Annotated in this window: 20 protein-coding genes; 12 read left to right on the forward strand and 8 right to left on the reverse strand. The window is 65.9% G+C overall.

What is annotated here, in order from left to right; all coding sequences use genetic code 11:
- Window positions 1-4 precede the first annotated feature (4 nt).
- Window positions 5-490 carry a GAF domain-containing protein gene (locus RH91_RS12675; protein WP_010163156.1) on the forward strand — a complete coding sequence of 162 codons (486 nt, stop codon included), beginning with the start codon at window positions 5-7 and terminating at the stop codon, window positions 488-490.
- Window positions 491-555: 65 nt separating this feature from the next.
- Window positions 556-966, forward strand: coding sequence for a hypothetical protein (locus tag RH91_RS12680; RefSeq protein ID WP_232283493.1), 411 nt, complete (start codon window positions 556-558; stop codon window positions 964-966).
- Between the two features lie 109 nt (window positions 967-1,075).
- On the opposite strand, the gene RH91_RS12685 is transcribed toward RH91_RS12680, so the two are convergent.
- Window positions 1,076-2,389 carry a M20/M25/M40 family metallo-hydrolase gene (locus RH91_RS12685; protein WP_010163158.1) on the reverse strand — a complete coding sequence of 438 codons (1,314 nt, stop codon included), beginning with the start codon at window positions 2,387-2,389 and terminating at the stop codon, window positions 1,076-1,078.
- Window positions 2,390-2,542: 153 nt separating this feature from the next.
- Here RH91_RS12685 and RH91_RS12690 point away from each other — a divergent pair, with 153 nt between their 5' ends.
- On the forward strand, window positions 2,543-3,952 hold the full coding sequence (locus RH91_RS12690; protein WP_010163159.1) for a dihydrolipoyl dehydrogenase: 1,410 nt from the start codon (window positions 2,543-2,545) through the stop codon (window positions 3,950-3,952).
- Between the two features lie 32 nt (window positions 3,953-3,984).
- Window positions 3,985-4,605 carry a glutathione S-transferase family protein gene (locus RH91_RS12695; RefSeq protein WP_010163161.1) on the forward strand — a complete coding sequence of 207 codons (621 nt, stop codon included), beginning with the start codon at window positions 3,985-3,987 and terminating at the stop codon, window positions 4,603-4,605.
- Between the two features lie 35 nt (window positions 4,606-4,640).
- Here the strand turns inward: RH91_RS12695 and RH91_RS12700 are convergent, their stop codons facing one another.
- A complete protein-coding gene (locus tag RH91_RS12700) occupies window positions 4,641-5,096 on the reverse strand; it encodes a universal stress protein (protein ID WP_010163162.1) in 456 nt (151 codons plus the stop codon).
- A 127-nt stretch (window positions 5,097-5,223) separates the two neighbouring features.
- Here RH91_RS12700 and RH91_RS12705 point away from each other — a divergent pair, with 127 nt between their 5' ends.
- The 6 genes from RH91_RS12705 to RH91_RS12730 all read left to right on the forward strand — a co-directional run bounded on the left by RH91_RS12705 (window position 5,224) and on the right by RH91_RS12730 (window position 10,461).
- On the forward strand, window positions 5,224-6,594 hold the full coding sequence (locus tag RH91_RS12705) for a pyruvate dehydrogenase complex dihydrolipoamide acetyltransferase (protein WP_010163163.1): 1,371 nt from the start codon (window positions 5,224-5,226) through the stop codon (window positions 6,592-6,594).
- 7 nt (window positions 6,595-6,601) lie between these two features.
- On the forward strand, window positions 6,602-6,820 hold the full coding sequence (locus RH91_RS12710) for a hypothetical protein (protein WP_232283494.1): 219 nt from the start codon (window positions 6,602-6,604) through the stop codon (window positions 6,818-6,820).
- Window positions 6,813-7,223 (forward strand): acyl-CoA thioesterase, encoded by a 411-nt coding sequence (locus tag RH91_RS12715; RefSeq protein ID WP_010163165.1) that lies wholly within the window; start codon window positions 6,813-6,815, stop codon window positions 7,221-7,223. The genes RH91_RS12710 and RH91_RS12715 overlap by 8 nt, the downstream gene beginning before the upstream one ends.
- Complete coding sequence (gene lpdA / locus RH91_RS12720; RefSeq protein WP_010163166.1) at window positions 7,216-8,610, forward strand: dihydrolipoyl dehydrogenase; 1,395 nt, start codon at window positions 7,216-7,218, stop codon at window positions 8,608-8,610. The genes RH91_RS12715 and lpdA overlap by 8 nt, the downstream gene beginning before the upstream one ends.
- A gap of 1 nt (window position 8,611) precedes the next feature.
- A complete protein-coding gene (locus tag RH91_RS12725) occupies window positions 8,612-10,027 on the forward strand; it encodes a hypothetical protein (protein WP_010163167.1) in 1,416 nt (471 codons plus the stop codon).
- A gap of 98 nt (window positions 10,028-10,125) precedes the next feature.
- Window positions 10,126-10,461: a phasin family protein gene (locus RH91_RS12730; RefSeq protein ID WP_010163168.1), complete on the forward strand. Its 336-nt coding sequence runs from the start codon at window positions 10,126-10,128 to the stop codon at window positions 10,459-10,461.
- A gap of 43 nt (window positions 10,462-10,504) precedes the next feature.
- Here RH91_RS12730 and RH91_RS12735 read toward each other — a convergent pair whose 3' ends face one another.
- The 5 genes from RH91_RS12735 to RH91_RS12755 all read right to left on the reverse strand — a co-directional run bounded on the left by RH91_RS12735 (window position 10,505) and on the right by RH91_RS12755 (window position 17,454).
- Entirely contained in the window at window positions 10,505-11,026 is a 522-nt protein-coding gene (locus RH91_RS12735) for a GNAT family N-acetyltransferase (RefSeq protein ID WP_010163169.1), read from the reverse strand.
- Between the two features lie 92 nt (window positions 11,027-11,118).
- Complete coding sequence (locus tag RH91_RS12740) at window positions 11,119-12,702, reverse strand: efflux transporter outer membrane subunit (RefSeq protein WP_010163172.1); 1,584 nt, start codon at window positions 12,700-12,702, stop codon at window positions 11,119-11,121.
- On the reverse strand, window positions 12,699-15,929 hold the full coding sequence (locus tag RH91_RS12745; protein ID WP_010163173.1) for an efflux RND transporter permease subunit: 3,231 nt from the start codon (window positions 15,927-15,929) through the stop codon (window positions 12,699-12,701). The genes RH91_RS12740 and RH91_RS12745 overlap by 4 nt, the downstream gene beginning before the upstream one ends.
- Before the next feature lie 6 nt (window positions 15,930-15,935).
- Entirely contained in the window at window positions 15,936-17,138 is a 1,203-nt protein-coding gene (locus tag RH91_RS12750) for an efflux RND transporter periplasmic adaptor subunit (RefSeq protein ID WP_442852545.1), read from the reverse strand.
- Window positions 17,139-17,271: 133 nt separating this feature from the next.
- A complete protein-coding gene (locus RH91_RS12755) occupies window positions 17,272-17,454 on the reverse strand; it encodes a hypothetical protein (protein ID WP_026046530.1) in 183 nt (60 codons plus the stop codon).
- A gap of 86 nt (window positions 17,455-17,540) precedes the next feature.
- Between RH91_RS12755 and RH91_RS12760 the strand changes: the two genes are divergently transcribed.
- Complete coding sequence (locus RH91_RS12760; protein ID WP_198283256.1) at window positions 17,541-18,707, forward strand: isovaleryl-CoA dehydrogenase; 1,167 nt, start codon at window positions 17,541-17,543, stop codon at window positions 18,705-18,707.
- 473 nt (window positions 18,708-19,180) lie between these two features.
- Here the strand turns inward: RH91_RS12760 and RH91_RS12765 are convergent, their stop codons facing one another.
- A complete protein-coding gene (locus RH91_RS12765; RefSeq protein ID WP_010163178.1) occupies window positions 19,181-21,244 on the reverse strand; it encodes a M13 family metallopeptidase in 2,064 nt (687 codons plus the stop codon).
- A 136-nt stretch (window positions 21,245-21,380) separates the two neighbouring features.
- On the opposite strand from RH91_RS12765, the gene RH91_RS12770 reads away from it, so the two are divergent.
- The gene (locus RH91_RS12770; protein WP_010163180.1) at window positions 21,381-22,982 is read left to right on the forward strand and encodes a carboxyl transferase domain-containing protein; all 1,602 of its coding nucleotides are present in this window, start codon (window positions 21,381-21,383) and stop codon (window positions 22,980-22,982) included.
- Window positions 22,983-23,060: the final 78 nt, after the last annotated feature.

Consider the following 23,060-nt stretch of genomic DNA (forward strand, 5'->3'; position numbering starts at 1 on the left):
CCCCATGTACGCCTTTTCGATCGACCAGAGTTCCAAGGCCGAACTCTACCGCGATCTCCACGCCGCGCTTGATGCGCTGACCGATGGCGAGCCGGACGCGATCGCCAACATGGCGAATGCGGCGGCGCTGATCTCGCAATATCTGCCCGATCTCAACTGGACTGGCTTCTACCGCATGGTTGGCGAATCGCTCGTCGTCGGGCCGTTCCTCGGCAAGCCGGCGTGCATCCGCATCGCGCTCGGCGATGGGGTTTGCGGCACGGCGGCAAAGAGCCGGAAGACGCAGCTGGTCGACGACGTTCACGCCTTCCCGGGTCATATCGCGTGCGACGCCGAAAGCCGCTCGGAACTCGTTGTGCCGATCGTGCATGAAGACCGCCTGATCGGTGTGCTCGATCTTGACAGCCCGAGCGCCGCGCGGTTCGATGCGCAGGATGCCGCCGGGTGCGAGGCGCTGATGGCGTTGCTCGCCCCGCGCATTGCGGGCTGAACGCGCCGGAATTTACCGAACCTTCATCCCGATCCGGCAGGCAAGCCTTTGCTGGGAGTGATCTGATGCGACGTCTGGGTGTTTTGACGGTGGCGATTGCGGCGGTGTTCGGCGCGACCACGGGCGAGGCGCAACGGTCACCCGCGCCCCCACGGCAGCAAGATCCGGGGCCGGCGGTCTATGTCGACGCAAGCCAGATCGTGCGGGACGCGACCGACCGGGCCGAACGCAATGGTGGGTACGGCTCCATCGACGAGCCGCCCGTCGTCATCCTGCCGCCGGTCGTGTCGCGCGGCGGGGTAACCAGTTATGCGACCAACGGGGCGTATCTCGACGGGGCAGCGCGACGATATGATGCCGGGGGCAGCAGCGTCGTTACGGTACAGAGCGGCGCGTCCTCTGGCGATCCGGACCGCCTCGTTTCCTCCCAGGCGCACCGCGGCAGCCGTCATCGAATCCGTTCGCGGCGGCGGTAGCCTTGGCGCCTCGACCGCGGGAGGATGCCCGAACTGCTCATGCTATGCTTTTCCCCGGCGAAGGCCGGGAAAGCGACCCTAGATCAGGCCGAATTGGCAATCCTCCACCTCAGCGCTTGCGCGGTTCCGGCCCGGCGAACGTTACCAGGCTTTCCGCCCCATCCGCACCGACCGCGCCGACGCCGACGAACGTGTCGTCGACGATCACGTCCTTGAGTACCGTCGTGACGGCTGGCGCTGGCACCTCGACCACTTTCTGCCAGTCCTGTGCATCGTTGCGGCGCAGGTGGACGCGGTAGCGGACCGCGCCGACGACCGGCTGCCAGGTCACCGTCGTATCGGTCGCAAGTGCACCCGCGATCGTCACGCCCTCGGGCGCGGCAGGGGCAGCGGCGAGGCGGCGGATCGTCGCCACGTTGATCGCGGTCACCTTCGCCAGATACGGGAAGTCCATCTTGTCGACCGTGTCGCCGTACGGAATGCCGTTTTCGGTGCGCAGGTCCTGATGTTGCTGCGTGTAATTCTCCGCGCCGACCGAGAACCGCACCGCGGGATAACCGAGCTTGAGGAACGGCTCATGGTCGCCGCCACGCCCGAAGCGATCGGGGCGGCGATCGAGCATCACGTCGAGCCCGCCGGGAATTCCCTGCGCGACGCCGTCGATCGCCTTGGCGAGGCTGCGCGAGGGGCCATCGTCCTCGCCGCCATTGCCGCGCCGCGCGATCTGCGCCGGGAGATCGTCCGACGCGCGAATGCCTTCGGAAAAGACCCGGACCCGGTCGGCGACGCGGACGCCGTTCTGCCCGAGCGTATTGCCGACGATATCGTTGTTGAGCATCGCCGAGACCGTCCAGCCGCGCTGTTTGGCGGTGTCGGCGAGCAGCGAGGCGCCCATCAGCCCCTGTTCCTCGCCCGAGAAGACCGCATAGACGATCGTCGCGCGGAATTTCTCCTTCGACAGCAGCCGCGCGGCCTCGAGCACCAGCGCGACGCCCGAGGCGTCGTCGTTCGCGCCGGGGGCGTCCTTGGTGATGTCCATCACGTCGGTGACGCGGCTGTCGATATGCGCGCCGACGATGATCACGCGCTTGGGATCGAGCCCTTGCTGGAAGCCGAGCACGTCGACGATGTTGACGCCATTCGGGGCCCGCGCGTTGGTCATCGTCTGCGCGATGTTGGCGACGGTGATGCAGCCATTGCACCCGTCCGCGATCCGCGTGAGCTCACCCCCCGCCCATTTGCGCGCCGCACCGATTCCGCGCGCGGGATCGTCAGGCGAGGACAGCGTGTGACGGGTGCCGAAACTGACGAGCTTTTCGACCGTCGCCTTCAGCCGCGCAGGGTCGGGCGCGGGACTCGCCTTGGTCTGGGCGAGAGCGGGGGTGGCGAGCATCGCAAGGGCGACGAGGGGAAGGGTGCGCATCCCCACATCGTGGCGGGGAAGCGGTCTCGCATCAAGGGCTTGTGTGTAGGGGCGAGGCTGGAGACGGTGTGCCGTCATTAATCCGGATTGCGTCGGCCCCATCCCAGCCGCCCGGCGTTGTGCAGGTCGCAAGAGCAATTTCAAGGACATCCGATGGCACACACCGAAGCAGCCGACCTGACGTGCGACGTCGCCGTGATCGGCGCTGGGACCGCGGGGTTGGCGGCGGAACGTGTCGCGCGTTCGGAGGGTGCGCGCACGCTGTTGATCGACGATTGTTTCGCCGGGACGACGTGCGCAACAGTCGGGTGCATGCCGTCCAAGCTGCTCGTCACCGCTGGCATGGCAGCGAAGTCGGTCCGGCACGCGTCGGTGTTCGGGATCGACGCCGTTCCGGAAATCGATGGCGCGCGCGTGATGGAGCGGGTGCGTCGCGAGCGGGATCACTTCGTAGCGGCGACCAGGAAGAGCTTCGATGATCTGCCCGAAGGCGTCGCCGTGCAGGGGCGGGCGCGGTTCACGGGCATGTCGACGCTTGTGCTGGGGGACGGACGAACCGTTTCGGCGCGTGCTGTGGTGATCGCGACGGGATCCAGGCCGATTGTCCCGGAGCCGTTTCGCGCGCTGGGGGATCTGATCGATACGAACGAAACGATTTTCGATCGTGAAACGCTTCCCGAATCGCTCGGCGTCGTCGGCGGCGGCGCGCTCGGGCTGGAGCTTGCGCAGGCGTTCGCGAGCCTTGGCGTCGCTGTGGCGGTGTTCGAAAGCGGCGACCGGATCGGCGGAGTCAAGGACACGGTGGTGCATGATGAGCTGTTACGGATCCTGCGAACCAGCATGACGGTCCATCTCGGGGTCGAGGTGACGCCTTCTGCCGGGCAAGGCGGCGTCGTGCTCAGTTGGGACGGCGGGAGCGCTCGGTTCGATCGCCTGCTGGTCTCGACCGGGCGCGCGCCGACGCTGGACGGGCTGGGGCTGGACGAGACGGGGATTGCGCTGGACGACCACGGCGTTCCGCACTTCGACAAGACCACGTTGCAATGTGGCGATTCGCCGATCTTCGTCGCAGGCGATGCGGACGCGGACCGCCCGGTGCTGCACGAGGCTTCGAACGAAGGAACCATCGCGGGCCGGAACGCGGTGCGCTTCCCGGACGTCAAGCCGGTCAAGCGCGACTTGCCGTTCACGATCACCTTCACCGATCCGCCCGTCGCCATGCTCGGCGCGCCTGCAGACGATGACAGCGTGATCGGATGTGCGCCGTATGACGATCAGGGACGCGCGCGCGTGATGGCGCGCGCCGAGGGCATGGTGCGGATCTATGCCAGCAAACCCGACGGGCTGTTAACGGGGGCGGCGATGATCGGGCCGGGCATGGACCACATCGCGCACCTGCTCGCGCTCGCCATCCTGCGCGGCGAGACCGCCACGAGCCTGCTGGAGCTCCCCTTCTATCATCCCACGCTCGAGGAAGGGCTCAAGCCGGGGCTTCGCGCGATCTGCCATGAAGTCCACGCGCCGCTGCCCGAGCGCGATCAGGGCGTGCCCCCAGGCGCCTGACAAAACCTGTTTCCCCCGAAGGAGTTCTACCGATGTTGACGCTTCACCATCTCGCCTTTTCGCGGTCGCAACGCATTCTCTGGCTGATCGAGGAGCTTGGTCTCCCGGTCGACCTCGTGCGCTACGCGCGGACCGCGGAATTTCGCGCGCCGCCTGAATTGAAGACGGTCCATCCGCTCGGCAAGTCGCCGGTCATCACCGACGACGGCCTGATGCTGGCGGAATCGGCAACCATCCTGCGGTATCTCGACGGTCGCTATGGCGGGAATCGTTTTTCGCCGGAAGCCGGAACGCCCGAGCATGCAATTCACGAAGAGTGGCTCGACTTCGTCGAAAGTACTGCCGCCGGTCCAGTCGTAACCGTCCTGCTGTCCGAGCGCGCCGGGGAGCAGGCCGCTGCCGATCGCGCCAAGCCGATGGTAAACACCGCGCTCGGCTACATTGCGGACGGCCTCGGCGACAAGCCGTTCCTGATGGGAGAGCGCCCGATGCTCGCGGATATCCAGATGAGCTACTTCCTCGCGATGGCGCGGATGGCCAAGTTGCTCGACGCGCATCCGGCACTGGTCGATTATCTCGCGCGGATCGAAGCAGAGCCCGGGTTCCAGCGGGCACAGGCGCGCGGTGGACCGATGATGCCGGAAAACTTCTGACCGCTCGAAAAAAGGGCGGAGGAGCGATCGACCGGTCAGCTCAACCGGTCGATCGCCTCGCGGTCCAGCGAGCCCGGCACGATCATCAACGGGATCGGCAAGCCACCCGCATCCTGCCCGGCGAAATGCGCGACCAGCGGCCCCGGCGCGCCCGAAGCCGCGGTCGCGAGGACCAGCGCGGCAATGTCGGGATTGGCCGCAATCATCTCGCGGATGACCTTCGGGCCTTCGCCCTGCCGGACCGTGATCGAGGGGCGCAGCCCCGATTCCTGGATCAGCGTTCCCGCCGCGCCCGTCACCAGCGCCTCGGCATGGTCGCGCGCCTCGTCCTCGATCGTCGCCTGAACGCCCCCGAAGGGCGTGAATTCGGTGGGGGGCACCAACGCCAGGATCTCGACCCCGCCACCGGTCTTGACCGCGCGGCGCGCCGCGAATCGCAGCGCGATACTGCTCTCGGGCGTTTCGTCGATCACGACCAGATAGATGCGCATGTAGCTGACTCTCCCCTACGGATAAGTGGGGCTAACTGGCGCAGGACGCAAGCGCCGGTCTTGACCGGGCGGTGATGGGGCGCGAAGGACGGCGGCAATAGGATTCGGTCAAAACAAGGACGTGTCGATGCCGGTCGAGATCAAAATGCCTGCGCTTTCCCCGACGATGGAGGAAGGTACGCTGGCCAAGTGGCTGGTCAAGGAAGGCGATGCCGTCAAATCGGGTGACCTGATGGCGGAAATCGAGACCGACAAGGCGACGATGGAATTCGAAGCGGTCGACGAAGGCACGATCGGCAAGATCCTCGTTGCCGAAGGAACCGACAATGTGAAGGTCGGCACCGTTATCGCGACGTTGCTCGCGGACGGTGAGAGCGCCGGCGAGACGACGCCCGAGCCCGCCGCGAAGGAATCGGAGCCAAAGCCGTCGCCGGCCGACCCCAACAAGACCGGCAGCGAAGCCAAGCCTGCCGAGCGCACGCTCGAACAGGCCGAGGATCACGGCAATCCCGAGGGCGGTGCCGCCCCGACGGCTGCTCCCGCTGCGACGCCCGCACCCGCTGCGCGCCAGGACGGCGACCGCGTCAAGGCGAGCCCGCTTGCGCGCCGAATCGCTGCCGAGAAGAGCATCGACCTCGCGTCGCTGCAGGGCTCCGGCCCGAACGGCCGGATCGTCCGTGCCGATCTGGAAGGCGCCAAGGCCGGTCATGCTCCTGCCGCGCAGGCCAGTGCACCCGTTGCCGCGCCGGCACCGACCGCCGCAGCCGCTGCTCCAACCGCAGCGCCCAAGCCCGCCGCGATCCCGGACATCCCGCACACCGCGGAGAAGCTCACGAACGTGCGCAAGACGATCGCACGGCGCCTGACCGAATCGAAGCAGACCGTTCCGCATATCTACCTGACGGTCGACATCCGGCTCGACGCGCTGCTCAAGCTGCGCAGCGACATGAACAAGGGGCTCGAGAGCCGCGGTGTGAAGCTGTCGGTCAACGATCTGCTGATCAAGGCGCTCGCTGCCAGCCTGATGCAGGTGCCCAAGTGCAACGTGATGTTCACGCCCGACCAGCTGATCAGCTTCGAGCGCGCGGATATCTCGGTCGCGGTGTCGACCCCGTCGGGTCTGATCACGCCGATTGTCTCGCATGCCGATACGAAGGGCGTCGCTGCGATCTCGACCCAGATGAAGGACCTCGCCGCGCGCGCCCGCGACAACAAGCTGAAGCCCGAGGAATATCAAGGCGGTACCGCGTCGCTCAGCAACATGGGCATGTACGGGATCAAGCAGTTCGAAGCGGTCATCAACCCGCCGCAGGGCATGATCATGGCGATCGGCGCGGGCGAGAAGCGACCGTACATCGTCGACGATACGCTCGGCGTCGCCACGGTGATGTCGGCGACCGGCAGCTTCGATCACCGCGCGATCGACGGCGCGGACGGCGCACAGCTGATGCAGGCGTTCAAGGCGTTGGTCGAGTCTCCGCTGGGCATGCTGGCCTGACATGCCGATGTGGCGCACCCTGATCGAGGTGTCGTGGATCGTCGCTGGGCTGATCGGCGCGGCGGTATTCGCCTGGCTTGCCACCTGGTCGGTCCCGGCGGCGCGCAGCTCGATCTGGGGTGTCGCTTACGTCTCGATGCTCGTCCTGGTGCTGATGGGGATCGGCCCGATCCGCCAGGCGTGGGCGCGGGATCGGGCGGCGCGGGACGCGAGCCGGCATGGCTGAGGCTCCACCCAGCGCCGCCCCCGCGATCCGCGCGACTGCGATGGCATGCGACGCCAACCCCTATGGCAAGATTTTCGTCGGCTGGTTGATGGGGCAGATGGCGCTAGCCGCCGGATCGGTGGCATCGCGCCATTGCGGCGGGCGCGCGCCGGTGGTTGCGGCGGACGCTTTCAGCTTCACCGCGCCGGTTGCAATCGGAGACGAGGTCAGTTTCCATGCCGAGATCGTCGCGACCGGCCGCACGTCGATGACGGTCGCGGTGGCGGTCTGGCGCCGCGACCGGCACGGCGAGCATACCGAACGCGCCGCGAACGGGCGGTTCACCCTGGTTTCGATGGGCGAGGACGATCGTCCCCAGCCCCTGCACGATATTCCGCTACATGAAGGATCCTCCCTTGGCTGATACGTTCGATCTCGTCATCCTCGGCTCCGGCCCCGGCGGCTATGTCGCCGCGATCCGCGCGGCGCAGCTTGGCCTCAAGACCGCGATTATCGAGCGCGAGCGCCTGGGCGGCATCTGCCTCAACTGGGGCTGCATCCCGACCAAGGCGCTGCTGCGCACGTCCGAAATCTATCATTACATGCAGAACGCCGAGAGCTACGGCCTCAGCGCGGACAACGTCAGCTTCGACCTGAACAAGGTGGTCGAGCGCAGCCGCAAGGTCGCGGGCCAGCTCAACGCAGGCGTCAAAGGCCTGATGAAGAAGAACAAGATCCAGGTGTTCGAGGGGGTCGGTGCGCTGACCGGCAAGGGCAAGCTGACCGTCCGCCAAGGCGACAAGACGACCGAGCTCGAAGCCAAGCACATCATCGTCGCGACCGGCGCGCGCGCGCGCGACCTGCCGTTCGCCAAGGCGGACGGCGAGCGGATCTGGACCTACCGCCACGCGATGGTCCCGCCCGAGATGCCGACGAAGCTGCTGGTGATCGGATCCGGCGCGATCGGCGTCGAATTCGCGAGCTTCTACAACGACATGGGCGCGGACGTCACGATCGTGGAGATGCTGCCGCGGATCCTGCCGGTCGAGGACGAGGAAGTTTCCGCTTTCATGGACAAGGCACTGACGAAGCAGGGAATCAAGCTGCTCGTCGGGACCGGGCTCGAGGGCATTGAGACGTCGGCGAAGGGCGTCTCCGCCAAGATCAAGGGGAAGGACGGCACCGTCACTTCCGAAGAATTCAGCCATGTCATCGTCGCGATCGGAATCGTCCCCAATACCGAGAACATCGGGATCGACACGCTCGGGATCGAGACCGAGCGCGGGCACATCAAGGTCGACGGCTATGCGCGCACCAACGTCGAGGGGATCTACGCGATCGGCGACGTGACCGGCGCACCGTGGCTCGCGCATAAGGCGAGCCATGAGGGCATCGTCTGCGTCGAGGCGATCGCGGGGCTGAAGCCGCATCCGTTCGAAAAGTGGAACATCCCGGGCTGCACCTATTCGCGTCCACAGGTCGCGAGCGTCGGCTTTACCGAGGCGAAGGCCAAGGAAGCGGGTTACGAACTCAAGGTCGGCAAATTCCCGTTCATCGGCAACGGCAAGGCGATCGCGCTCGGCGAGGCGGAAGGCTTCGTCAAGACCGTGTTCGACGCCAAGACCGGCGAGTTGCTCGGCGCGCACATGGTGGGCGCGGAAGTGACCGAACTGATCCAGGGCTATGTCGTCGCGCGTCAGCTCGAGACGACGGAAGCCGAACTGATGGAAACGGTCTTCGCGCATCCGACGCTGAGCGAGATGATGCACGAAAGCGTCCTCGGCGCGTACGGCCGGGCGATCCACTTCTGACATGACCAGCGACCGGCTCCGCCCCGCAATCCTCGCCGGGGCGGCGCTGGTCCTGTGCGTCGCCGCGCTCGCGTTGTTCTGGCCGGGTGTCGCTCTGTACGACACGGTCGCGCAATATGGGCAGGTGCTCGCCGGAGAATATGAGGATTGGCACCCGCCGGTCATGGCGCGGGTCTGGGCGGTGCTCCGTTTCGGGGTCGGCGGTGGCGCTGCGCCGATGCTGGTCCTGCAAATGGTGCTCTACTGGGCCGGGCTCGGGCTGATCGCCGCGGCATTGGCGCGGATCGACAAGCCGCGCGCGGCAATCGCCACGCTCGTCATCGGGGTGACACCACTGTTCCTCGGCTGGCAAGGCACCGTGCTCAAGGACGCGCAGATGCTCGGCGCGATGCTCGCCGCGGTCGGGCTTGTCGGGTGGTGGCGGTTGCGCGGGGTGGCGGTCCCGATCCTGGGGTGGCTGCTGATCGCGGTGTTGCTCGGCTATGCGACGCTGGTCCGCGCCAATGCGGTGTTCGCGACGGTCGCGTTGGTCGTCATGCTGATCGGTCCACGGGCATGGTGGGCGCGCGGCGTCGTCGCGTTGCTCGGGGTCGGCGCGGTGCTGGCGGTTTCGCCGGTCATCAACCACGGGGTCCTCCAAGCCGGCAGCAGCGGGGTGGAGCGGACCGAAGCAATCTATGATCTGGCTGGCATCGCGGTGCGCGCGCCGAATGCCCCTACCGGCCTGTCGGCGGACGCGGTGCGGGCAATCGTCGCGCGGCACTGCGTTAAACCCTATTTCTGGGATCCGCTCGGCGAACCCGAGCGATGCAACGCGCAGGTCGAGCCGTTGCGCGCCTATCCGGCGGCGACTCTGTATCGCATGCTCGCGGTCGCGATTATCCACGCGCCGATCGCTTATGCCGGACATCGACTGGCGCACTGGAATTCGACCGAACGCTGGTTGGTCGGGGCAGGCGGACCGGGCGCGTTGCCGCCCGTCGTCAGTCAGCCGAACGACCTCGGCCTGACCAGCCCGGGGCCGGCGGCGGGGTGGTGGCAGGCGCTTGAACGCGTTACGGTCGATACGCCGCTCGGCTGGCCGATTGCCTTTCTGTGCGTCGCGCTCGTCGGGCTCGGTGTCGGACTGCGGCGCGGCGGAAGCGCGGTGCGCGATCTGGCGATGGCGCTGCTGGTCTCGGCACTTCTGCTCGAGGCGAGTTTCCTCCTGCTGAGCATCGCGTCGGACTTGCGCTATCACCTGTGGTCGATGGTGGCGACGACGGTCGCGATCGTGTTGCTGGTCGCGGATCGGGCACCGTCGCGGCGTGAAGTGATCGCCGGTGTTACCGCGCTAGCGCTCGTGGTCGTAAGCGGGACGATCGCGCGGCTGGCCTTGCCGCGCGCGCCCTCGACCTATGCCGCGCAACTGTTGTAAGGTTCGAATTTTCGTTTCGTGCGTTGAAGATAGGGAACACCGGCAGCGAAGCCGGGATCGGCCGTTCGGAAGGCGGCACCAGCAGAAGGACTGAAGGCATGACCGACAATATGCGAGACGCGTTCACCGACAAGGTCGTCGACCCCGCGCGCAAGGCTGGCGAAGCGATGCGCGATGCGGGCAGCAAGATGTCCGAAACCGGATCGACGGTGAGCCTCAAGATGCTCGATCAGGCCGAGACCAACACGCGCGAGGCGTTCAACGCGATGCGCGCGGCGGCCGCCGCCAAGGACCTGTCCGAGGTGATGAAGATCCAGGGCGATTTCATTCGCGAGCAGAGCAGCCGCAACATGAACCAGGCGCGCGAGATCGGCGAACTGATCATGAAGTTCGGTCGCGATACCGTCGGCGTCATGCGCGGCGACAAGGGCTGAGGTCGCCATCTCCCTCCCCGGAGACGGGGAGGGACGTAGCCTTTCATCCCGCCGAATCCGGACTATCCCGTCCGATGTCCGCACTGAGGATCGCCAGATCGTGCGGGTTGCCCTCGCGATCGCGGACGTGATCGCGCAGCAGTGCCTCCGCCCGGAAACCGAGACTTTCGAACAGCATGACGGAGCCGATCTGGTCTGGCGTCATGTTCGCAACCAACTTGCTGAGTCCGCGCTCGCGGGCGATGACATAAATCCCTTCGAGCAGGTCACGCCCCACGCCCGCGCCGCGCCGCGACGGCGTAACCAGCAGGCGAACCTCGCCGACATGCGCGCTCCAGCCGAGTGGATCGCAGACCAGGGCTGCGGTGCCGACCAGCCTGTCGTTTTCTTCGGCCACCAGACCGTCGATATGGCCCGCCGCCATCGCATCGACCCATGCCGCGATCACACGAGGATGCCTGAGGTCTCGGCCCAGGAACAGCAGGTCGTGTTCCGGCAGTTCCTCGGCGAAGGCAATCATCGCAGTCTGGTCGGCGTCGGTGAAACGGCGAATCCGGTGGCTCATGGCGAACGTGTTCCCGGCCGATACACCGGGATGGCCACTACCCCCCGGTCCCCGCGGCCCCGCCGGCACCCTTACAGCGTGGCCGCGCAAAGTCACCTGATCGTTGGCGAAGCACCGCTCGTCGAAAGTCCGGTAACAGGACGCGGGCCGTCCGCAGCCACGTCGAGCAACGAGTCTCCACCCAGCACGCGATACAGCGTCACCAGATTTGCCGCGCCCGTCAGCCGTGTCGACACCAGCGTGCGTTGTGCCGAATAGAGCGAGCGCTGGGCATCGAGGCTTTGCAGGAACGTGTCGATCCCGCCGCGATAGCGCGCGTCGGACAGACGATAATTGTCGGTTGCCGCCGCCGACAGCGCGACCTGCGCCGCAAGCTGCCGGTCGATCGTTCCACGGCGCGCAAGTCCGTCGGCGACTTCGCTGAACGCGGTCTGGATCGTCTTCTCATAGGTGGCGAGGGCTGCATCGCGTTGCGCGCGGGTCTGTGCGACCCCGGCGCGGGCGGCACCGGCGGAGAAAATCGAGTAGCTCGCATTGGGCGATACCGAATAGTTGAACGCGCCACCCGAGAACAGGCCGGTCAGCGACGTGCTAGCGAGACCCGCGAGCGCGGTGAGCGAAATACGCGGGAACAGTGCGGCACGAGCGGCGCCGATCTCGGCGTTGGTCGCGCGCAATTCATACTCCGCCTGGACGACGTCGGGACGGCGGAACAGCACCGCCGAGTTGAGCCCGGCCGGGAGTTCCGCAACCGTCGGCGCGGCTTCCTCGATCGACCTGGGCAGCAGGGCAGGGTCGACCGGAGCCCCGACCAGCAACTGCAGCGCATTGGCATCCTGCGCGACGAGCGTGGTCTGTGCGGCCAGATCGGATTGCGCGGTTTGCAGCACGATCTGCGCCTGTGCCAGATCGGTGCGCGGGGCGATGCCACCGTTGAGGCGCGACCTGGTGAGATTGACGCTGGTCTGCGCGATCGCGGCAGTCTCGCGCGCAATGCGCAGGAGGCTGACGTCGGAGGCATAGGTCAGCCATGCCGTTGCGATATCGCCGACAAGCGTCAGGCGGGTTGCGCGGGCGGTCGCCTCGGTGCCGAAATAGCGCGCCTGCGCCGCGGTGGTGAGCGAACGAATCCGTCCGAACAGATCGATCTCGAACGACGTAATTCCGACGTTTGCCGAAAAACTGCTGCGCGCGCCGGAGCTTGTCGTCGTCGCCACGGCGCCGCCGGTGTTAGTCCCGGTGCCGGTGCCGACCCCGGTTCCAGTGTCCGTGCCGCCCGTTCCGGTTCCGGTACCCGACCCGACGCCGTTGTTGGTGTTCGTAACGACGCCGCCGGTCCCATTGTCCCGGCGCTGGAAGTTGGCGCTCGCCGCGACTTCGGGGAGCAGTTCGGCGCGCTGGATGCGATATTGCGCGCGGGCGGACTCGATGTTCGCTGCCGCAATCCGCAGGTCGCGGTTGTTGACCAACGCCTGTGCGATGATCGCCTGCAACCGCGGATCGCGGAAGATGTCGCGATAGGTGACGCTCGGCAGCGTCGCCTCGCTCTGGCGGAGATACGCGTCGCCGGTCGGCCAGCCCTGAGGAACGGGCAGTTCGGGGCGGACGTATTTGGGTGCCATCGAACAAGCGGAGAGTGCGGCGAGCGAAACGCCGACGAGGATCTTGCGCATCATGCCGTTGCCTCCGGGCGGTCTGAAGCCTTGGGTGCAGGCGGCCCGTACGGTTCCTCGTCCTTGCGGGTGCCGACGCGATCCTCGGCCTTGTTTCCGCGGATCTTGTTCATCAGATCCCGTGTCCCGCGCCGCACCAGCACGAAGAATAACGGGATGTAGAAGATCGCGAGGATCGTCGCCGTGATCATCCCGCCGATCACCGCAGTGCCGATCGCGATACGGCTGTTCGCGCCGGCACCGGTCGAAATCGCGAGCGGAAGAACGCCGAAGATGAACGCGAAGCTCGTCATCAGGATCGGGCGCAGTCGGATCCGCGCGGCCTCCAGCGCCGCCTCCATCACGCCCTTGCCTTCGCTCTCCGCCTGTTCGGCGAACTCGATCATCAGGATCGCGTTCTTCGCCGCAAGCCCCATCGTCGTAAGCAGCCCGATCTGCAGATACACGTCGTTCTGCAACCCGCGCAGCGTCACCGCGAACACAGCGCCGATCAGCCCGAGCGGGATGATCAACAGCACCGCGACCGGGATCGTCCAGCTTTCATACAAAGCGGCAAGGCACAGGAACACGACGAGCAGCGAGATCGCATAGAGATACGGCGCCTGACCCGAGGACAGTCGCTCCTGATACGACAGGCCCGCCCAGGCGACGCTGGTACCGGGATATTTCGCGGCAAGCTCCGTCATCTTGTCCATCGCCTGGCCCGAGCTCTGCCCGGGAGCGGCCTGACCCGAAATTTCGTAGGACGAAATCCCGGAGAAGCGCGCAAGCGACGGCGGGGCCTTGCTCCACGAGATCGTCGAGAAGGCGGAGAAGGGGGCCATCGTGCCCGTGGACCCGCGGACGAACCATTTCGACAGGTCGTCGGGCGACGAGCGATACGGCGCATCGCCCTGGACATAGACGCGCTTGACGCGCCCGCGGTCGTTGAAGTCGTTGACGTACGAGCCGCCCCAGGCGGTCGACAGCGTCGAATTGACGTTCGCCTGGGTAAGCCCGAGCGTGCTCAGCTTTTGCGAGTCGAGCTGAACCTGCAGCGTCGGCTGGTCCTCGAGATCGGTCGGACGGATCGCGGCGAGGGTCGAGTCCGCGCGTGCCGCCGCCAGCAACCCGTCGCGTGCCGCCTTGAACTGCTCGCGGCTCAGTCCGCCGCTGTTCTGCAGTTCCATCGTGAAGCCGTTCGACTGGCCGAGTCCGCGCACCGCCGAAGGAACGGTCGCGTAGAATTCGACGTCGCGCAGGCCACCGAGCGCCTTCGTCGCGCGCTGGGTGATCGCGTCCGCGCCGTTCTCGACGCCCGACCGGTCGGCCCAGTCCTTCAACGCGACGAACCCGCGCCCCGCGTTCGATCCGCCGCTACCGCCACCGCCGCCGGCGACCGTCAGATATCCGTCGACGTTTTTCGCCTCGGGGCCGGCGAAATACTTTTCGATCTCCAACTGCGCGACACGCGTCTGGTTGAGCGTTGCGCCGGGCGCGAGGTTATACTGGATCTGCGCGATCCCCTGATCCTCGGTCGGCAGGAAGCCGGTCGGCAACCGGACGAACAACAGCACCAGAACCGCCATCGTCCCGGCGTAAATAAGCAGGAACAGCCACTTGCGGTCGATCACCTTTTCGACGGCATGCCCGTACCGGTCGATCGTGCGGTCGAACCCGTTGTTGAACCAGTCCTTGGCACCCTGGGTCTTGCGCGCGAACCAGCCGTCCTGCTTCTCGTCGCTCTTCCGCTTGAGGAGGGAGGCGGTCAGCGCCGGGGTCAGAACGAGGGCAACGACGACCGACAGCACCATCGCGGAGACGATCGTGATCGAGAACTGACGATAGATGACGCCGGTGGAACCACCGAAGAACGCCATCGGCAGGAACACCGCGGACAGCACCAGCGCGATCGCGACCAGCGCGACGGTGATTTCCTCCATCGACTTTATCGTCGCGTCGCGCGGCGACATTTCCGGATTCTCGTCGAGCAGCCGCTCGACGTTCTCGACGACGACGATCGCGTCATCGACCAGCAGGCCGATCGCCAGCACCAGACCGAACAAGGTCAGCGTGTTGATCGAGAAGCCGGCGAGCGCGAACACGCCGAACGTGCCCAGCAGGACGACCGGGACCGCAATCGTCGGGATCAGCGTCGCACGCCAGTTCTGCAGGAAGACGAACATGACGATGACGACGAGGATGATCGCCTCGAACAGCGTCTTTTCGACTTCCTCGACCGACAGCTTGATGAAGGCGGTCGAATCCTGCGGGAAGCTGTACGCGTAGCCATTGGGGAACGCCTTGGCCGAACGCTCGATCTCGGCCTTGACGAGTTCCGCGGTGCCGAGCGCGTCAGCCCCTGGCGCGAGGCTGACCGCAATACCCGCGCCCGGGTGCCCGTTGACTCGGCTGGTGACCGCATAGCTTTCGGCACCAAGCTCGATCCGTCCGACGTCGGACAGATGGACCGTCGAGCCATCGGTCTGCGTCTTGAGGACGATGTTGCGGAACTGTTCGGGGGTCGACAGGCGCGACTGCGACGTGACGGTCGCGTCGAGCACCTGATCCGGCGTGTTGGGAACGCCGCCGATTTCACCCGCCGCGACTTCGGCGTTCTGTGCCTGGATCGCCGCCGTCACGTCGGACGGCATCAGGCTGAAGCTGGCGAGCCGGTTGGGGTCGAGCCAGATCCGCATCGCATATTGCGCGCCGAACACGTTGATGTCGCCGACGCCTTTGATTCGGCCGATCGTATCCTGGAGGTTGGAGACGAGATAATCCGACACGTCCTGATTGGTCGTCTTGTCGGTCGTGTCGTAGATCGCCGCGATCAGCAGGAAGTCCGGGTTCGACTTGGTGACCGTCAGGCCCTGTTGCTGGACCTGTTGCGGCAGCCGCGACAGCGCCTGCTGGACTTTGTTCTGGACCTGGACCTGTGCGATATCCGGGTCGGTCCCCTTGTTGAAGGTGGCCGCGATCGTCACCTGGCCACGCGATGACGAACTGGTCGTGAAATACAGCAGCCCGTCGATCCCGGTTAGCTGTTGCTCGATCACCTGAGCGACCGAATTCTCCAGCGTCTGCGCATTTGCGCCGGGGTAGGTGGCGCGAATGTTGACCTGGGGTGGCGCGATGTCGGGAAACTGCTCGACCGGGAGCGAGTAGATTGCGCCGACGCCCCCCAGCATGATGATGATCGCGATGACCCAGGCGAAGATCGGCCGGTCGATGAAAATGCGCGAAATCACGGGCGGTCAGTTCTTTTTCTGGTCGGAAGCGGCGTCTTTGCCTGGCGCGCGGATCTGCTGCGGCGTGTTTGCGGCCACGGGCTTGATCTGCTGGTTCGGCTTCACCTTGCCCACGCCTTGCGTGATGATCTTGTCGCCGGGTTTGAGCCCGTCCGTCACGACCCAGTTGGTGCCGACGGTGCGGCTCGTCGTGATGTTCCGCTGTACCGCCTTGTTGCCCGGACCGACGAGGAACACGGTCGCATTGCCCTTGGCATCGCGCGACACTGCCTGTTGCGGCACGAGGAAGGCGTTATTGTCGATCGACTGTGCGAAGCTCGCGCGGACGAACATGCCGGGGAGCAGCAGCCCTTGCGGATTGGGGAAGCGGGCGCGCAACGTCACGGTGCCGGTGGTGGCATCGACCATCGCTTCCGAAAATTCGACATCGCCGACCATGCCATAGTCGCTACCGTCCTCGAGCTTGAGCCGGACGTCGGCACGCCCCGCGGCGGAGGATCCGCCCCCGGCCAGCGCACGGCGAAGGCGGAGCAAGTCTGCACTTGCCTGCTGGATATCGACGAAGATCGGGTCTAGCCGCTGGATTACGGTTAGCGGGTCGGTTTGGCTCGCCGTAACCAGCGCGCCCTCGGTGTAGAGCGACCGTCCGATCTTGCCGGTGATCGGCGCGGGAACCGTGGTGAACTTGAGATTGATCCGCGCGGTTTCCAGCGCCGCGCGATTCTGCTGGACCGACGCGGACGCCTGACGCGCGAGCGCAGCGGCGTCCGTGTAATCCTGCGCCGCGACTGCCTGCATGTCGGCAAGCGGCTTGTAACGGTCTGCCTTGACCTTGGTCGCGGACGCGTTTGCCGCAGCGCTCTCGAGATTGGCCTCGGCCTGATTTGCGGACGCCCGATAGAGTCGCGGATCGATCTGATAAAGCGGCTGGCCCTTGCGGACGATCGACCCTTCGGTGAAATATCGCTTGGTGATCAGGCCGGTAACCTGCGGACGGACCTCAGAAGTCTGGTAAGCCGAAGTCCGCGCGGCAAGTTCCGTCACCGTCGGGACGCTCGATTTCTGAATTTCGATATAGCCGACTTCCGGCGGGCCTTTCGGACCGCCGCGACCACCCTTTGAATCCGTCTTTTGCGCGCATCCGCTGATCGCCACCGTCGCAAGACCAAGCGCGCCCAGCGCGCACACGGGAAGAGTCCGCAATTTCATCCGAGCCGCTGCTCCGCAGGGGTATGCGCCACAGGAGGATACCCTGCGCAATCGTCGCCTAACGCAAGCTCATACGGGTTGTTCCGGCGGCAGATCAACTGTCTCGGTACGGCCCTATTGCGGCGCAGCAACGTCAGCGCAATTTCGCGATCGTAAGCCCGTCTGCCTTGGCGCGATCCTTGGTCGATTCCTCGCTGCGCTTGAGCGCCTTGGAAATCGCCTTCAGCGCCATGCCCTTCTTGGCAAGCGTGTGCAGCTTCTGGATTTCATCCGTCGTCCAGGGCTGGCGATGGCGCTCGAATCGTTCTTCACTCATGCGGACATGCGGTATCGCATCGCGCGGCGACATACCATTGCCCGATACCGGCGCGACGTTTAGGCGGTGCGCAAAAGGAGATGGATATGATCGCCGAAATGGACTTCGCGCTGGGCGAGACCGCGGACATGATTCGCGACACCACGCAACGCTTCGCCACCGACCGAATCGCGCCCTTGGCGGCGAAGGTCGATGCCGAGGACTGGTTTCCGCAGCAGCTCTGGCCCGAGATGGGTGCGCTCGGGTTGCACGGGATCACCGTGGCCGAGGAAGATGGCGGGCTCGGGCTCGGCTATCTCGACCATGTCATCGCGTGCGAGGAAGTATCGCGCGCGTCGGCGTCCGTCGGCTTGAGCTACGGCGCGCACTCCAATTTGTGCGTCAACCAGATCGCGCGCTGGGCGAACCCGGAGCAAAAGGCGAAATATCTGCCCAAGCTCATTTCGGGCGAGCATGTCGGCAGCCTCGCCATGTCGGAAAGCGGCGCGGGATCGGACGTCGTCGGCATGAAGCTCAAGGCGGACAAGGTGCAGGGGGGCTATGTCCTCAATGGCACGAAATTCTGGATCACCAACGCAGCTTATGCCGATACCCTCGTCGTCTATGCGAAGACCGGTGAGGGATCGCGCGGGATCACGACGTTCCTGATCGAGAAGGACATGCCCGGCTTCGCGATCGGCCAGAAGATCGACAAGATGGGGATGCGCGGATCGCCGACCGCCGAGCTCGTCTTCACCGATTGCGAGGTTCCCGAAGCGAATATCATGGGCCCGGTCAACGGCGGCGTCGGCGTGCTGATGTCGGGGCTCGATTATGAGCGGACCGTGCTGGCGGGAATCCAGCTCGGGATCATGCAGGCATGCCTCGACGTGGTCGTGCCCTACGTTCGCGAGCGGCAGCAGTTCGGCAAGCCGATCGGTGCGTTCCAGCTGATGCAGGGGAAGATCGCGGACATGTACGTCGCGCTCAATTCGGCGCGGGCCTATGTCTATGCGGTCGCGCGGTCGTGCGATGCGGGGAAGACGACGCGATTCGATGCGGCGGGCGCGATTTTGCTCGCGAGCGAGAATGCGGTCCGCGTCGCGAACGAGGCGGTGCAGGCGCTTGGCGGCGCTGGCTATACCAAGGACTGGCCGGTCGAGCGCTTCTACCGCGATGCCAAGCTGCTGGACATCGGGGCGGGGACCAACGAGATCCGCCGGATGCTGATCGGGCGGGAATTGATCGGACACGACGCCCCGAACGCGCAGTAACGCGCTGTCGCCGGGGTGTGATTCCCCCGGCAACTACAGCGCTTCCCCGGCGGAGGCCGGGACCCATTCGTGGCGTCCAATGGCATTGCGCGTAGCACCTGCCACGCCCCGCCCTCAATTGGGCCCCGGCCTTCGCCGGGGAAGTGCCAGGGCGAGTTCGCCGCGGTTTACAGGACGTGGACGACGCCCTTGCGCTTCCCCGGTGGAGGCCGGGGCCCAGTCGTGATGTCCAATGGCATTGCGCGCAGTCATCGCCACGACCCGCCCTCAACTGGGCCCCGGCCTTCGCCGGGGAAGTGCTAGGGGGAGTTCGCTGCGGTTTACAGGACGTGGACGACGCCCATGCGCCTCCCCGGCGGAGGCCGGGGCCCAGTCGTGGCGTCCAATGGCATTGCGCGCAGCACCCGCCATGATCCGCCCTCGACTGGGCCCCGGCTTTCGCCGGGGAAGTGCTTTCAGGAGTGCGCCGCGCCTTACCAGACGTGGACGCGGTCCGTCGGAGCGAGATACAGCTTGTCGCCAGACTGCACCTTGTATGCCGAATACCAGGCATCGAGGTTGCGCACCGTCAGCACGCGGAACATCGCTGGCGCGTGGACGTCGGTCGCGATGCGCGCGCGGAGCGCCTTGTCGCGCATCTTGGTGCGCCAGCTCTGCGCGAACGCGAGGAAGAAGCGCTGGTCGCCGGTCATGCCGTCGATCACCGGGGGTTCCTTGCCGCCATAGGAAGCGCGGTACGCCTCGTAAGCGGCGGTAAGGCCAGCGGTATCCGCGATGTTCTCGCCCAGTTCCTGACGGCCCTTGAGCTTCAGGCCCGGGAGCGCCTGATAGGCATCATATTGCGCTACCAGCGCGGAGCCGGCCTGTTCGAACCGCTTGAGATCGGCCGGCGTCCACCAGTTGCGATACTTGCCGGTCGAATCGAAGTCCGCGCCGAGATTGTCGAAGCTGTGGCTGATCTCGTGCCCGATCACCGCGCCGATCGCACCGTAGTTCGCCGCTGCGTCGTATTTCGCGTCGAAATAGGGCGCCTGCAGGATCGCCGCGGGGAAGTTCAGCGCGTTCTGGAGCGGCAGGTTGACCGCATTGACGGTCTGCGGGGTCATCCACCATTCGGTGCGGTCGGGGGCCTTGCCGAGCTTGCCGATCTGGTAGCGATAGATTGCGCGGTCGGCGCGCTCGAGGTTGCCGATCGGGTCCTTCGCGTCGACCGCGAATTTCGGGAAGGCACGCCAGTGATCGGGGTAGCCGACGCCGACGTACAGTACCGAAAGCTTGCGTCGTGCCTCCGCCTTGGTCGCGGGGGCCATCCAGTCGAGCTTGCTGATCCGCTGATCGAACGCGCCGACGATGTTCTTGACCATCGTCTGGATCTCGGCCTTCGACTGCGCCGAGAAGTAGCGTGCGGCGTAGAGCCGGCCGACCTCGTCGCCGAGTGCTGCATTGACCGCCGCGATGCTGCGCTTGTCGCGCGGCAATTGCGCGGGCGTGCCGTTGAGCTGCTTGCCATAGAAGGCGAAGCGCGCGTCATCGAATGCCTTTGGCAAGACCGAGGCGACCGCACTGATGCGATGCGCGGTCAGCCAGTCCTGCCATGCGTCGAGCGGTTCGCTGGCGACCAGCGCGGAGAGTTTGGTGATCGCGTCGGGCTGCCACGCGATGAAGTCCTGCTGGCCTGCGGGGATCCCCGCTGCGGTCCAGTAGCTCGCCCAGTCGATCCCCGGGGCCTTGCGTGCGAAGTCGGCGCGGGTCCAGGGGTTGTCGCCCTTGCTTGCGTCCTGACTCGCCTCGATGTCGGTCTGCGCGGCGGCGATCTTCATCTCGAGCGCGAACACGCGCGCGGCACGACCGGCGGGGTCGCTCAGCCCCGCGAGGCCGAAGATCTGCTGGAGATACGCCTTATAGCCCTCGCGCAGTTCCGCCATCTGCGGGCTCTGCGAGAGATAGTAATCGCGGTCCGCGAGGCCGAGGCCGCCCTGCATCAGATAGGGGACGTTGCGCTTTGGCTGGTTGAGATCCTGTGAGACGAACAGGCCGAACAGGTTGGTCGTGCTTGCGTAATTGTTGTTGTTGAACGGGTCGGTGTCGGCACGCATCTGCGCACCCATCACCTTCGCCAGCGCTGCCTTGTCACGCAGCGCGTAATAAGGCGCGATCAAGGTCTTGAGCGGCGCGGTGCCGCGCGCTTCGATTCCGGCAGTGTCGTTATAGGCGGCGTAATAATCCGCGATCAGCCGCTGGCTGCTGCCCGGCGCAGCGTTCGCCTTGCCGGCGTCCTGGATGATCGTCGCGTTGCGCAGCTCGGCGACCTTCGAGACTTCGACCCCGACGCCGGTCGAGGAACGCGCGGGCTCGATCTCGGCGGTCTTGCGCCACGTGCCGTTGGCATAATCGTCGAAATTGTCGCCCGGCTTGACGCTCTGATCGACCAGCGCCTTGTCTACGCCCGACTGCGTACCGATCGCCTGCGCAGCAAGCGCGGTGCCGAGCGCAGAAGTGGCAAGCAGCGCAAGGGAAAGAAGCGGTACGCGAACCATGACAAGTATCCTCGGTAACTATCGGTTTGGCGTTGCGATAGACCCGCGCCACGGTTCTGCCAATCGGCTTTCCTTCGCCGCCCGGGGTCGCTAGGCAGTTTCAAATGCAACGGATACTGCAAGCAGGAAACCGCCCTTGAGCGCCCCCGTCCTAGACTCGAAGATCAGCGTCGAAAGCGACACGTTCCACGCCAATGCCGCGCACAATCGCGCACTTGTGGAGCGGCTGGCGGCGGACGTCGCGACCGCTGCGCTGGGAGGCAACGCCAAGAGTCGCGAGCGCCATACCGCGCGTGGCAAACTGCTCCCACGCGAGCGCGTCGAGCGGCTGCTCGATCCGGGCTCGCCGTTCCTCGAGATCGGCCAGCTTGCGGCGAACGGCCTGTATGACGATGAGGTGCCGGGGGCTGGCGTGATCGCCGGGATCGGGCGCGTGTCGGGGCGGCAGTGCATGATCCTGTGCAACGACGCGACCGTGAAGGGCGGGACCTATTATCCGCTGACCGTGAAGAAGCATCTGCGCGCGCAGGAGATCGCCGAGGCGAACCACTTGCCCTGCATCTATCTCGTCGACAGCGGCGGCGCGAACCTGCCGCATCAGGCCGAGGTGTTCCCGGATCGCGACCACTTCGGGCGGATCTTCTTCAACCAGGCGAACATGTCCGCCAAGGGCATTCCGCAGATCGCCTGCGTGATGGGGAGCTGCACCGCGGGCGGTGCGTATGTTCCCGCGATGTCGGACGAGACGATCATCGTCCGCGGGCAGGGGACCATTTTCCTCGCCGGGCCGCCGCTGGTGAAGGCGGCGACGGGCGAGGTGATCTCGGCCGAGGAACTGGGTGGTGCGGATACGCACGGGCGCAAGTCGGGGGTGGTCGATCATGTCGCGGAGGATGACGATCATGCTTTGACGATCGTGCGCGATATCGTCTCGATGCTGCCGCCGCAGACCGACGGTTCCGTCAATTACGCCGAGCCGCGTGCGCCGAAGTTCGCGCCCGAGGAATTGTACGGGATCGTGCCGGCCGACGTGCGCGCGCCGTATGACGTGCACGAGATCATCGCGCGGTTGGTCGACGGGTCGGAGTTCCACGAGTTCAAGGCGTTGTACGGGACGTCGCTGGTGTGCGGGTTCGCGCATATCTGGGGGATTCCGGTCGCGATCCTCGCGAACAACGGCGTGCTCTTTTCGGAGAGCGCGCAGAAGGGCGCGCACTTCATCGAGCTGGCGTGCCAGCGGAAGATCCCGTTGCTGTTCCTGCAGAACATCTCGGGGTTCATGGTCGGCGGGCGGTATGAGGCGGAGGGGATCGCCAAGCATGGCGCGAAGCTCGTCACTGCGGTTGCTACTGCTACCGTGCCCAAGATCACGGTGCTGATCGGCGGAAGCTTCGGGGCTGGGAATTACGGGATGTGCGGGCGGGCCTATTCGCCGCGGTTCCTGTTCAGCTGGCCCAACAGCCGGATCTCGGTGATGGGGGGCGAGCAGGCGGCTTCGGTTCTCGCGACGGTGCACCGTGATGCGGAGGGCTGGTCGGCGGACGAGGCGGAGGCGTTCAAGGCGCCGATCCGGCAGAAATATGAGGACGAGGGCAACCCCTGGTACGCGACCGCGCGGCTGTGGGACGACGGGATCATCGACCCAGCGCAGACCCGCGACGTGCTCGGTCTGGCATTCGCGGCGACGCTGAACGCGCCGATCCCGGAGCGGCCAGCGTTCGGGGTGTTCCGGATGTGATGGGGGTGGTTCGCTTAACCGACCGTCATGCTGAACTAGTTTCAGCATCCACCGTGCGACTGGCCCGGTCGGGACTCG

It is taken from the genome of Sphingomonas sp. PAMC 26617 (genome assembly GCF_000242835.1).
In the GTDB taxonomy this organism is placed as follows: domain Bacteria; phylum Pseudomonadota; class Alphaproteobacteria; order Sphingomonadales; family Sphingomonadaceae; genus Sphingomonas.

Bases quoted from the DNA above. Each gene is read 5' to 3' on its own strand.
- RH91_RS12675 (WP_010163156.1), top strand. From the start codon at position 5: ATGTACGCCTTTTCGATCGACCAGAGTTCCAAGGCCGAACTCTACCGC.
- RH91_RS12715 (WP_010163165.1), top strand. From the start codon at position 6,813: ATGGCTGAGGCTCCACCCAGCGCCGCCCCCGCGATCCGCGCGACTGCG.
- RH91_RS12680 (WP_232283493.1), top strand. From the start codon at position 556: ATGCGACGTCTGGGTGTTTTGACGGTGGCGATTGCGGCGGTGTTCGGC.
- RH91_RS12725 (WP_010163167.1), top strand. From the start codon at position 8,612: ATGACCAGCGACCGGCTCCGCCCCGCAATCCTCGCCGGGGCGGCGCTG.
- RH91_RS12750 (WP_442852545.1), bottom strand. From the start codon at position 17,138: ATGAAATTGCGGACTCTTCCCGTGTGCGCGCTGGGCGCGCTTGGTCTT.
- RH91_RS12740 (WP_010163172.1), bottom strand. From the start codon at position 12,702: ATGATGCGCAAGATCCTCGTCGGCGTTTCGCTCGCCGCACTCTCCGCT.
- RH91_RS12710 (WP_232283494.1), top strand. From the start codon at position 6,602: ATGTGGCGCACCCTGATCGAGGTGTCGTGGATCGTCGCTGGGCTGATC.
- RH91_RS12735 (WP_010163169.1), bottom strand. From the start codon at position 11,026: ATGAGCCACCGGATTCGCCGTTTCACCGACGCCGACCAGACTGCGATG.
- RH91_RS12730 (WP_010163168.1), top strand. From the start codon at position 10,126: ATGACCGACAATATGCGAGACGCGTTCACCGACAAGGTCGTCGACCCC.
- RH91_RS12690 (WP_010163159.1), top strand. From the start codon at position 2,543: ATGGCACACACCGAAGCAGCCGACCTGACGTGCGACGTCGCCGTGATC.
- RH91_RS12765 (WP_010163178.1), bottom strand. From the start codon at position 21,244: ATGGTTCGCGTACCGCTTCTTTCCCTTGCGCTGCTTGCCACTTCTGCG.
- RH91_RS12685 (WP_010163158.1), bottom strand. From the start codon at position 2,389: ATGCGCACCCTTCCCCTCGTCGCCCTTGCGATGCTCGCCACCCCCGCT.
- RH91_RS12705 (WP_010163163.1), top strand. From the start codon at position 5,224: ATGCCGGTCGAGATCAAAATGCCTGCGCTTTCCCCGACGATGGAGGAA.
- RH91_RS12695 (WP_010163161.1), top strand. From the start codon at position 3,985: ATGTTGACGCTTCACCATCTCGCCTTTTCGCGGTCGCAACGCATTCTC.
- RH91_RS12755 (WP_026046530.1), bottom strand. From the start codon at position 17,454: ATGAGTGAAGAACGATTCGAGCGCCATCGCCAGCCCTGGACGACGGAT.
- RH91_RS12760 (WP_198283256.1), top strand. From the start codon at position 17,541: ATGATCGCCGAAATGGACTTCGCGCTGGGCGAGACCGCGGACATGATT.
- RH91_RS12700 (WP_010163162.1), bottom strand. From the start codon at position 5,096: ATGCGCATCTATCTGGTCGTGATCGACGAAACGCCCGAGAGCAGTATC.